The organism is Rhodococcus sp. IEGM 1307 (assembly GCF_030056915.1).
Classification (GTDB): domain Bacteria; phylum Actinomycetota; class Actinomycetes; order Mycobacteriales; family Mycobacteriaceae; genus Rhodococcus_F; species Rhodococcus_F opacus_D.
Genome location: NZ_JASHKW010000016.1, coordinates 44974 through 56252 on the forward strand (window position 1 = coordinate 44974; position 11279 = coordinate 56252).

Annotated in this window: 8 protein-coding genes; 1 reads left to right on the plus strand and 7 read right to left on the minus strand. The window is 60.6% G+C overall.

What is annotated here, in order from left to right:
- Positions 1-63: 63 nt before the first annotated feature.
- The 7 genes from QM841_RS27620 to QM841_RS27655 form a co-directional block, all read right to left on the minus strand.
- Complete coding sequence (locus tag QM841_RS27620) at positions 64-1728, minus strand: CocE/NonD family hydrolase (protein ID WP_164060177.1); 1665 nt, start codon at positions 1726-1728, stop codon at positions 64-66.
- 1662 nt (positions 1729-3390) lie between these two features.
- The gene (locus tag QM841_RS27630) at positions 3391-4323 is read right to left on the minus strand and encodes a PDR/VanB family oxidoreductase (protein ID WP_095870044.1); all 933 of its coding nucleotides are present in this window, start codon (positions 4321-4323) and stop codon (positions 3391-3393) included.
- Between the two features lie 128 nt (positions 4324-4451).
- Positions 4452-5576 carry an aromatic ring-hydroxylating oxygenase subunit alpha gene (locus QM841_RS27635; RefSeq protein ID WP_095870043.1) on the minus strand — a complete coding sequence of 375 codons (1125 nt, stop codon included), beginning with the start codon at positions 5574-5576 and terminating at the stop codon, positions 4452-4454.
- 82 nt (positions 5577-5658) lie between these two features.
- The gene (locus QM841_RS27640; RefSeq protein WP_095870042.1) at positions 5659-6801 is read right to left on the minus strand and encodes an ABC transporter ATP-binding protein; all 1143 of its coding nucleotides are present in this window, start codon (positions 6799-6801) and stop codon (positions 5659-5661) included.
- Positions 6791-7594: an ABC transporter permease gene (locus tag QM841_RS27645; protein WP_241031764.1), complete on the minus strand. Its 804-nt coding sequence runs from the start codon at positions 7592-7594 to the stop codon at positions 6791-6793. Before QM841_RS27645 ends, QM841_RS27640 begins: the two co-directional genes overlap by 11 nt.
- Positions 7595-7597: 3 nt before the next feature.
- Entirely contained in the window at positions 7598-8539 is a 942-nt protein-coding gene (locus QM841_RS27650; protein ID WP_095870041.1) for an ABC transporter permease, read from the minus strand.
- A gap of 4 nt (positions 8540-8543) precedes the next feature.
- Positions 8544-9578: an ABC transporter substrate-binding protein gene (locus tag QM841_RS27655; protein WP_095870040.1), complete on the minus strand. Its 1035-nt coding sequence runs from the start codon at positions 9576-9578 to the stop codon at positions 8544-8546.
- 560 nt (positions 9579-10138) lie between these two features.
- Here QM841_RS27655 and QM841_RS27660 point away from each other — a divergent pair.
- Positions 10139-11239, plus strand: coding sequence for a zinc-binding dehydrogenase (locus QM841_RS27660; protein ID WP_095870039.1), 1101 nt, complete (start codon positions 10139-10141; stop codon positions 11237-11239).
- Positions 11240-11279 lie beyond the last annotated feature (40 nt).

An 11279-nucleotide genomic window follows, 5' to 3' on the forward strand; every position in this document is an offset into this window, starting at 1 on the left:
TCATCGGGGAGAACGTCATCGGTGAAAGAGGGAGATGTCGTCGGGGTCGCCCCCCGACATGCCCTAGCAGTGATTCTCAGAGGAGGACCACTCTACCGGGATGACTGCGCCGTGACTGCCTGACGTTGCTCTTGCAGTTGATGTCTCAAAACATCGATAAGGGAGCAGAGGAAGGTTAACCGCAGAAGGGTCATCCGCCGACCACTCGATGTCGAAGATGCCACCAGCGAGCGAAGCCCGCTGAGGATCATTCGGCCGGCACGGGAGTAGCACTCCCACACCGCCGTCGATGTCGCAATCCTGGGCGGAGGGTTGAGTGGTGAATCGGATGCGCAGAGCGTGCCCAGGCTCGACCGACCAAAGATTCGGGTGCAACGGAATACTGAACAGTTGCTGCTGTCCCGGCGTCAGGTACGTATCCTGAGACTGGGTGGCGTAGGGCCGAATGAGTGTCCCGTTGCTGTCGCGCCACGTGTGATCGGAATCTAGAGCACTCTGGCTGCCGAGAACGACACCGAAAGTGATCGGAATTTCAGTGCCGTCTGGCGCGACGTCCAAAAGAGTCGCTATCAGTGCGAGATTCGTGGTGTTGGTTCGGGCGAAGACCTCGACACTTGAGGGACCGGCTAAAGTCACGCCATTGGTGAATGGTGCTGTCGTAAAATTCAGAACTCCATCAGATTCGGTTGGTGGCGTCCAAGCAATCGTTTCGCGCCCCGGGGTGGTCGCGAGGCCGTTCGCCAAGGTGGCGGCTGGGCCAAGGTAGAACGGGTCATAATCGGAGTCCAATGGGTAGGACGCCGCGTTAATCCAGCGTTCGCTTCCCTGCTCGTACAGATGCATAGGCTGCTCCGTGCGGTCGATGCCAGTCGCCTCATCCTTGAGCCAAGTGTCGTACCATCTCAGCATGACGGCAGGGTCCAGACCTTCAGTGTGGTGCCAAGGGCCTACGATCAGCTGGTACTTTCCCGATGCCGAGTCAGAGAAAGCAGGACCGTTGGTTGACTCCACGCGGACAGCTGCATTCTGCATTGCCGCATACATTTCCAAGGCTCCACGTCGCCCGACATCACTCCAGCCCGTCCACAAAAGCGTCGGAATGTCGTTATCGACGATCTTTGTTGCATAGCCAATCGGCTGGCGTTCTTGCCAGAACTCGTTGTAGGCGGCCGGCCCACCCGTGCGCAAATCGTTTGCCACTACACCGAAAGCATCTCGGGCGGAAGGCTGGTTCCCTACGAACTCGCCCATTTGATCATAAAGGACCGAATCACCTGTCGGAATACCTCCTACGAGCGACATCTCGCGAATGTAGTCCCATCCAGTGCACGCCGGGATGATGGCCTTTAGAGGCGAGCCCTTACCAACCATGCCGGCTGTGGCAATCAGTGCCATGCCAGGGTAGGAACAGCCGTAGCCGCCCACCGCGCCATTAGAGCCGTCCAATTTTCGCGCCGCCCACTCGACGATCTCCACACCGTCGGCAGCATCGCGCCCGGAAAAGAGTCCAAAACTACCGCCCGAGTCTTGGGTACCTCGGATCGAAACACTGGCAAAGATGTATCCATGCTGTGTGAATAGTTTGCCGTGTTCGACCGCATACGGCTCGGTATCGGGAGCGTACGGCGTAATATTCACTATTACGGGAAAAGTTCCCGGAGCGCGTTCTCCGGTAGCCACATCTGCTGGATATTTGACGGTCGCGTCGAGGACGACACCGTCATCCATTCGCACCGGAATGTTGTCGGAAACGACCTGTCCGTACGTCGCAGGGCCCAGTTCCCAACCTTCTCCAGACGAAGGCGTCTTGAGGGGGCCCTCGGAGGATTCCGCAGTGCACCCTACGGCAACACTGGCGAGGACGACAACCACACTGAGACACAGTCTAATACGCCGCAGACTGGGGAATTTCACTCGGCGATCCTCTCGCGATTGATGTGTCGGTCGAGCCGATTCCGGCGACGGCGGTCGAGCGCATGTCGAGGAACGACTGAAGCGTGGAAAACCGGAAGGCCGAGGGGCATCAGCCGCATCTTGCCAATCGATTGGTGCCGACTTTACCGCCGCAAAGGCGCCCGCAGCAAGGCTCCGCGTTGACTCATCGGAAATCCCGCGTAGGTCCATTCGTTGCCTCACCTGATAATGCCCGCGTAGCGGCGTGTCGGTCGGGAGTTCGGGTGGTGGCGGTAGGGCCGGATGATGGGACTGTCGAGGGCCGAGCGCAAAGCTGTGCCGAAGACGATCGCGACCCGCTACACGCGGGCCGACAAGGTCGCCAGGGAATCATCCTCGACGAACTGTGTCGCACGACCGGCTGGAACCGTGACCACGCTCGCATAGGTACTACATACGGTGTTGATCCCTCGCGTCGTCACAGCACGCGCACCTCGGCCCGCAAAATACGGACCGAAGGTCATTGCGGCGCTGGTATTCTTCTGGGAATGCCCGCCGGCAAGCGCCTGGCACCGACACTGCCCGAGTTGGTACCACTGTTGCGTCGGTTCTCCGAACTCGCGATCGACGACGACACGGTAACGCTTGGGCGGTTGTCTGATAGTGGCTTCACCAGTCGCGGCGGCGCCGGAGAGGTTCCCGCAACAGCTCGCGCGACCCTCGGGCGAAGACATGGGTGGCCCGTTCACGAGAGCTACCGGAAGGGACTGACGCAGAGCCCGCGCCCTATGTCGAGCAGAAGGCTTGGCCGTGAACCATAAGCGCACACAGAGATTGTGGCCCGAGGAAGGCTTGAGACGTCCGGTCAAAGTTCGCTAGAAACGCCGAATCGGCGAGGGTCGCAATCAACGGTTGCGGGCCACGGATCCGGACCAGATGTTGGCGTTGGACTTCCAGGTCGATACCACGGTCGACGGCCGACAGGTGCGGTTCCTCCATATCGTCGACGAGTTCACCTCAGAGGCCCTTGCGACGCAGGCGTTTCGGTCCTGCAGCACGAATCAGTTGATCGAAGTGCTCAAGCGGGGTACGCCTCGGGTGATCGGAACTCGAGCGATCCCTGTGGTCGGTAACTGTTGTACTCGAGCCTCCAATCGTCAACAAGGGCCTGCTCCTCGGTCAGCGATGGAACACCTCGCAGGCGAGGAATTCGTTGGAATTGAGAATGGGGCCCAGTCATGTCTTCTATAACTTCATCGTGGTGGAGACTTTCCTCGCCGCCGACGTCGATGCACACGAGTTCTGGACAGTGCAGACTCAATCATCCGTGACATGAGTTCGCGCGCGGAATTGGGCAATTCTCGAAACTCGCCGGATGTACACGACGTGCGTCCCCGACGATGGACGCTCGGTCCGCATACACGGGAGTAGCCCCTCTGCACCGGGGTGCCCGACGACGATCATCGAACACCCCGGCACGCCACAGGACTCCAAGTCTTAGAGATCCAGCACCAACCGCGTATCGTGACAACGCGAGACACAGATCATCATGGTGTCGTTCGCTTCCTTCTCCTCGTTTGACAGGAGTGAGTCACGGTGGTCGACGCGCCCCGCCAGAACAACGGTTTCGCAGGTTCCGCACGTCCCCTCGCGGCACGTGAACGCTGGCGCCAATCCATCCGCCTCAAGAGCTTCCAGTACGGAACGCCCCGCAGGCACGATAACGGTGCGGTCACTGCGCTCAAGGCGAACCTCAAATTGGATGTCCAGGGCATTCTCGATGACTTTGGGACTGAACCGCTCCGAATGGGGCGCTGCCCTTCCCTGATGCGAGCATGCCGCCTCAAGGGCCGTCAACAGCGGCTCGGGACCGCATGCGTACACCTCCGCACCCCGTGGCGTGTTCGACAGAACTCCGTGGAGATCGAGCAGTCCGAACTCGTCTTGTGGCTGGAGGACGACCCGGTCGCCGTATGCCGCCAATTCGTCCCTGTAGGCCATCGAGGCCCGAGTCCGACCTCCGTACAGCAACTTCCAGTCTGATCCGGTTCGCTCAACGCTGGCGATCATCGCTAAAATCGGGGTGATGCCGATCCCGCCGGCGACGAAGAGATAGCTTTCCGCGGGAACCAATTCAAAGTGATTCCGCGGTGCGCGGACTATCAGCTCGCGCCCCGGAACCGCAATATCGTGAAGCAGTTGCGATCCGCCGCGGCCATCCGCCACCCGCAGAATCGCAATGCGATACCTATCGCGATCGCGGGGGTCACCGCACAACGAATACTGCCTAGTCACAGAATCGCTGATAACGACGTCGATATGAGCGCCGGGCCCCCACGCCGGCAACCCGTCGGTACCTGGCGCCGGCGTAAGGGTGAGGGCTATGACGTCGTCCGCGACATCTAGACGCTCGTTCACCAGCACCGCCATATCGGACGTGCGGTCAGCACGGGCAGGCTTCACCGTGACACCTCCGCTGTCGCTCACCAGTTCACCATCGCTCTCATAACGTGACACGGACGTGCGCCGAGGCGTGCGTGAGCACGCCTCGGCCACGACTATCGCCCAATCGCCTCGAGGTATAGCCGCTTGAAATTGCGGTTGATGGTCTCGTAGACATCGTTGTAAGGACCAGGCTCGTATGCGGGAGACTTGAGACCACGCTGGATCAACTCACACAGGTCGTCATCCTGTTGACGGGTGACAATGCCGACTTCGCGCAGATGCGCGAGGTCGTAGTCGACGCCCTCGATTGCGTCTGCGTTCACAAGGCCGATGACGCGGGACTCGGTCGTCGTTGGGGTAAGTGGCTTGTAGGTCGTAATTTTGACAAAGTCGGGCAGGACGACCATCTCCAGCGAACCCGTGTGCCAAGACACGTACGAGGCTTGGGTCGGCGGGCTGTCGGGATCGCCGAGCATCTTCTTGACACCGAACTTGCCGTCGATCGTCAACGACTCGTCCAGGAGCGGGTAGTTATCGGTCCAGTCGAAGTCCCCGTCGGGGATCGTGTCCCCGAGCGGCCCGTCGCGCTCGACGCGAACTACCTTACTGACCTCAGGATGGTTCACAGCACAGTGATAGCACTCTAAGCCATTCTCCCACAGCACTTTCCAGTTGCAATTCAGAATCTTCTTCACGTCCCATGCCACCCGAGTGTGCTCGAGCCTGTACTGGCTCAGATCTGCTGCGGCGAGATGCTCCGCGACGGTGGTTTCCGGGTTTTCACTGAAATTGACGAACACCAGACCAGCCCAGACGTCCACTGCTGCCCTCTTTAGCGGATAGGCGGACTTGTCGAAGTCAGCATGCATGCGAGGCGCGGACATGAGCTTTCCGTCATGATCGAAGGACCACGCATGGTACTGACACACGATGGCACGCTTGCAGTTCCCTTCCTCCGCATCCACGAGGCGTGATCCCCGGTGACGACAGACATTGTGAAGGGCGTTCAGGTCACCGGAACGATTTTTGGTCACGATCACCGAGTAGTCGACGAAGTCGAACTTGATGAAGTCACCCGGGTTTGCAAGCTGCGATATGTGCCCGACATAGTGCCACCGCTTGAGGAAGAATGTGTCCAGTTCCCGCTGGAACCAGTCCGGGCTGACATAGGCATCACGCGGTAAACCAACGTTCGGCAGATCCTTGATTGCAATTTCTGAAGACGCGGTAATAGTCATCGTTCAGTCCTTTCGTGCACCAGTGTGCAGTATGTTCATGGTCCACACCCCAATCAGGGGCAGAGCCCTCTCCCGATCACGGTCAGGTGAGGGCGGGCGTCGCCAGTTCCCGCTCCGCGCTGCTCTGCGCATCCGGCAGAAGCGTTGCAGCACCGAAGTCCCACGAGATGGTGACGTCGTCGCCGCGGCGAAGCTGATCGCCGGTCACCGCAGGCTCTCGCACCGTGATCCGGCCGTGCCCCGGAACATCGATTTCCAAGCGGCGGGTGGCGCCGAGGTAGACAAGATCCGCCACCACGCCCGGCAGCGAGCATCCGTCGGAGGCATTCGTGCAGTTCGAAGCGCCGACTCGGCAGACCTCCGGTCGCAGGAGGAAGGACGCCGACACTCCGATCGGAGCATCCGTTCTTTCGACGCGAACTCGTGAGTCGCCGATGGCGACGACAGCCTCATTGCCGATGTCCTCAGCGGGTCCGGTGAAGATGTTCGACTCACCGAGGAAGTTCGCCACGAAACGGCTGGCCGGCCGACGGTACAGGGTTTCACCCGTGTCGCACTGCTCGATCCTGCCCTCGTTGAACACCGCGATACGATCCGACAGCGTCAGCGCCTCTTCCTGATCATGCGTGACGAGCATGATGGTGACGCCAAGCTCTCGGTGAATGCGGCGGATCTCCCCTTGGAGGGAGTCACGCAGCTTCTTGTCCAGTGCGCCGAGCGGTTCGTCCATGAGGAGAATCGGAGGGTCGAATACCACGGCCCTGGCTAGGGCGACTCGCTGCTGTTGACCGCCAGAGAGCTGCTTCGGGTAGCGATCACCGAACTCTCGGAGATGCACGAGATCGAGTGCCAGACCGACCTTCTCCTTGATCTGTGCCCGAGTCATCTTCCGCCGCTTGAGTGGGAAGGCGATGTTCTCCGATGCCGTCATATGCGGGAATAGAGCATAGTTCTGAAAAACCACGCCGATGTTGCGACGATGCGGCGGACGAGAGCTGATCGACTCTCCTCCGAGCAGGATCTCTCCCGCTGTCGCTGGAGTGAAACCGGCGATCATGCTGAGCGTCGTCGTCTTTCCGGACCCACTGGGGCCCAGCAGGGTGACAAACTCGCCCGGCTTAATGGACAGATCGACCGACTTGACCACGCCATTCTTGCCGTAGTTTTTGCTGAGGCCTACGAGGTCAAGGGCAACGCCCGCCCCGCTGTGCGTTTCAGACCGCATTCTTCTTACTCCTTGTGATACGTACGGCGATGACAGCAAGGAACAGCGCCACAGTCACGCCGCTCGCCAACGCTGATGCTGCAGCGATTGTCGGATCCGAGTCCCTTGCGACGCTCGAATACATCTGGACCGGAAGGGTGGTTTGAAGCGGCGAGGCGAGAAAGATCGACACGAGGGTTTCGTTGAAGGACCCCAGGAAGGCCAGCAAAGCGCCCGTCGCCACACCGGGCAGGATGATTCTGAGCGTCACCAGCATGAAAGTCGTCACCGGCGGTGCGCCGCACGAGGCCGCAGCCTGTTCGAGGCTTCGATCCAGACTCTGTAGTGAAGAGGTCACGCTGATCACCACGAACGGCAGCACGAGCACTACGTGAGCCAGAACGAAACCGAGGACAGTGCCGGAGATCCGCCACTGGAGGAACATCGAGTACATTCCGATGCCGGCGACGACAGCGGGAACAACGGTGGGAAGGAGAATGATCGACTGGATACCTGCGACCAGACGCCGCGACTTGGACCGATGGAGCCCCAGCGCAGCTATAGTGCCTAGGACTGTCGCCAGGACCATGACGATGGTGGCTGTTTGCAGGGAGTTCAAAAAGGCGTTGTACCACTTGGCGTTCTGGAAAAAGTTCTCGTACCACTGCAGTGACCATCCAGGAGGCGGGAACACAAAGCTTCCCGCGCTCGTGAAGCTCACGATCGTCACGACGACGATCGGCGCCACAATCCATACGAACACGATGGCTGCCCAGACGGCCAGCAGAAACCTGCTTGGAGCTATGCGCGACACGAATTAACTCTCCCTCGAGTCGGTGCCCAGGGACGTGATTGCCGGCCCGACGAACCGTCTTCCTGCGAGCAACAGAACCGCGGTGGCCACGATCATGACTGCAGCTATGGCACCGCCACGACCCCAGGACAACAGCGTGCTGATTTGTGTATAGAGGAACTGTGACAGAAGTACCTGGTTGGGCGATCCCAGTAGGTCCGGGGTGACGTAGAAGCCGAGCGAGATGACGAAGACCAAGAGGCTTCCCGCCAGAACCCCCGGAATCGAGAGCGGAAAATACACCTTCAAGAATGCGACGGCAGGACGAGCGCCCAGGGTGTGTGCGGCACGCACAAGACTCATGTCGATTCTGCTCATCGTCGCATACAGCGGCAGCACCATGAACGGAAGCATCGCCTGAATCATCGCGATGGTCGCGCCGGGTACCGATCCCGAGAGTTGCAGCTGTTCCAGCCCCAGAGAACGACCGAGCTGGTCCACCGGTCCATTGTCCTGCAACAGGATCACCCAGGCGAACGTCAATGCCACGGGCGACGAACAGAACTGCACCAGAACCACACCGAGGAGAACCGTTCGCCACATCGGCTTCGCGACGGTGATGAGGTAGGCGTAGGGGTAGGCGATCAGGAGGCATCCGATCGTGATCGCCACACCTGTGACCAAAGTTCGGACAAGAATGGTGACGTTCACTGATTCGCCGAGAAACCACGTGAAGTTGTCGAATCCGCCGACCTGGGGAGCCTGGAAATCCGTGAAGCCCCGCCGCAGCGCCTCGAACGTCGGCCAGGCGAAGAGCACCGTGATCATCGCCAACGCCGGTAGCGCCAGCCAGAGCCAGTCCGATGGCAGCCTCCTGCGGTGCTTGGGTCGCGACGACGATTCCCCTTCGCCGTTGGGTCGAGCGTCGCTGGAGTGGCGACCGTCGACGTCAGCTGTAAGTGTCATGGCGTCAGCCCGCCTGCCAGGTAAGCCATGCCTGGTCAACTCGGTCGTTATTCTCGCTCCACCACTTCATGTCTACGATGTGCGTGTCATCCAGATGGCCGGACTCTGTCGCAGAGAACTTCCTGCCGAGCTCGTCCAGTTCGACACTGGAGCCTTCGACGGTCGGTGCGTACGGAACTGCTTCCGCCAACTGCTCCTGTGGCGCGGGCGTCGCGATGTAGGAGAGGAACTTCTGTGCCGCCTCCTTGTTGGGAGCCCCCTTTGGGATGGTGAGCTGATCCGTTGCTCGCATCGCGGTGTTCCACACGGGCGCGTACGGTGCGCCGTCCTTCGCGGCGGTATGCGCCCGGCCGCTATATACCAACGCCATCGCAACCCCGCCCGAGTTGAGCTGCTCGGTCGACTGGGCAGTCGTCCCGTACCACGAGACGTCGTTCCGCAATGTGGCCAACTTCGCCATCGCGCGCTCGTAGTCGAGTGGGTAGAGATTCTCGGGCGCGACACCGTCTGCCATGAGAGCAAGCTCTAGCTGTCCTGGCACTGCATAATCCCACATCCCCCGCTTACCCGGGTACTTCGCGGTGTCGAAGAAGTCCGCAATCGAGGTGGGTGGATTGTTGCCGAATAGGTCCTCGTTGTAGACCATCACGAACGATTGCTGCAGCACCGGCAGCCCGCAGTCGCTGAAGATCAGATCCGGATCGATCTGTGACATGTCGACAACGGTCCGGTCAATCGGTTCGAGCAGTTCACCACATTTGGCGACAGCGACGTCGGTAGCCACCTGTACGACGTCCCAGGAAACGTTGCCCGACTGCACCATTGCCTGAAGCTTGGCGTAATCGGTCGGCGAGTCCTGAACCACCGTGATGCCGTTCTGCTCCGCGAACGGATCGGTCCAGTACTGCTCCTGAAGCGCCTGACCGTCGCCCCCCCACGACACAAATGTCATCGCATCTTCCGCTCCAGGCGACGCGCCACACGCGGTGAGTAGAGCAACGCTCCCGGCGAACGCTGCTGCAGAGATAGGCTTCTTCATGTTTCTTCTCCTGTCGACGCTGCGGGATGGCCCGCCGGTGGGGTGACCGTCGCGTCCGCGGTTACTGGGGGATGCTCACATCGCAGTGCAATTTGGTCGGACTCTCGCCTGTCCTGGTGTGGCGGCTTTCATCCTCATCACTGATCGCTTTGCCAATCGATTGGTATCGACCATAGCTGTGATGTGTGTCGCACACAAGTCCGAGAGTGAGTGTTTACGTGGACGCAATTGAAGCTGAGCTAATGAAACAGTTCTGCAACAGATGCTCCCCCGCCCTCAGTCTCGCCGGCGCGTCACTTTCGTCCTTAGATATGTCCGCAACAACCGACACCTGGAGCCGAACGCCGCGCGAAATTTGCGCGCTGCCGCAGCTGCAGCCGCGTGTGACATCCCAAGATCCAAGGCTGTTGATTCGCTACGCAATCCGATGCTCAACCATCGACTGCAGCGTGGCCTTCAGGTATCGTTCCAAACGATTGGCAAGGGTTGGCCATCGTTTCCCGAATCCCCTCTGGAGCCCGCCCTGTCATCCTCGACTGCCATCTCGACGAAGGACAATCATGAACTCGATTACGGCCAACGCGCTCGTGTTCACTGCCCAAGGGAACCTCGAACTAGACGTCGTGGACATCCAGGCGCCGGGCCCGGGCGAGATCCGCGTGCGGCTGAAGGCCAGCGGCGTGTGTCACTCCGACCTGCACGTCGCCAACGGAGACTGGGGCTCAAAGGTTCCGACGGTTCTCGGCCATGAGGGGGCCGGAATTATTGAATCGGTCGGCCCCGGAGTATCCCCAGACCGAGTCGGGGAGCACGTCGCACTGTCCTGGTTCGCTCCCTGCCTCAAGTGCAAGTACTGCGTCAGCGGTCGGCAGTGGGCGTGCCGCGACACTACCGCCAACGACGCGGTTATGGCGGACGGGACCACCCGCATCCGCCGAGCAGGTGCCAGCATTCACGCCTTCCTCAACGTCGGCAGCTTTGCCGAGTACGCGGTGGTGCCGGAGTCCGGCGCCATTACGATCCCCGCCGAGCTTCCGTTCGAGATCGCCGCACTCATCGGGTGTGCTGCAACCACCGGAATCGGGGCGGTGCTCAATACAGGCAAAGTGCCGGCGGGGAGTTCCGCCGCGGTTGTCGGATGTGGAGGTGTCGGACTATCGGTGGTGATGGGCCTTGCACTTGCCGGCGCCAACCCGATCATTGCAGTCGACATGTCCGACGAGAAGTTGGCAGCAGCCAAGGCGGTCGGTGCAACGCACGTCATAAATGCCGCCGACGGAACGGTCGTGGAGCAGATTAGGGAGTTGACCGACGGCGGCGTCGAGTACGCCTTCGAGGCAGCGGGGCGGGTGGACACCGCCGAGCAGTGCGTGTCGATGACATGTGCCGCAGGAACCGCAGTTCTGGTGGGCATGCCATCGGGCGGTACGGCCCTGCCTTTGAACCTGCTCGACGTGACCCTCAACGGCAAGTCGGTCGTGGGATGCAGCTACGGCGGTTCCACCCCGTCGCTTACCTTCCCGATGCTGGCGGAACTGTACATGTCGGGTCGGCTTCCCCTGGACAAGCTGGTGGGACGTCGGATCGAGCTCGGCGACGTGCCGCATGCGTTCGAGGAGATGAAGGTCGGACGCGGCCTCCGCTCGGTCGTCTGCTACTGATCTGCAGAGCTCGAGTAACTACTTGACTCTGCCCGCCCAC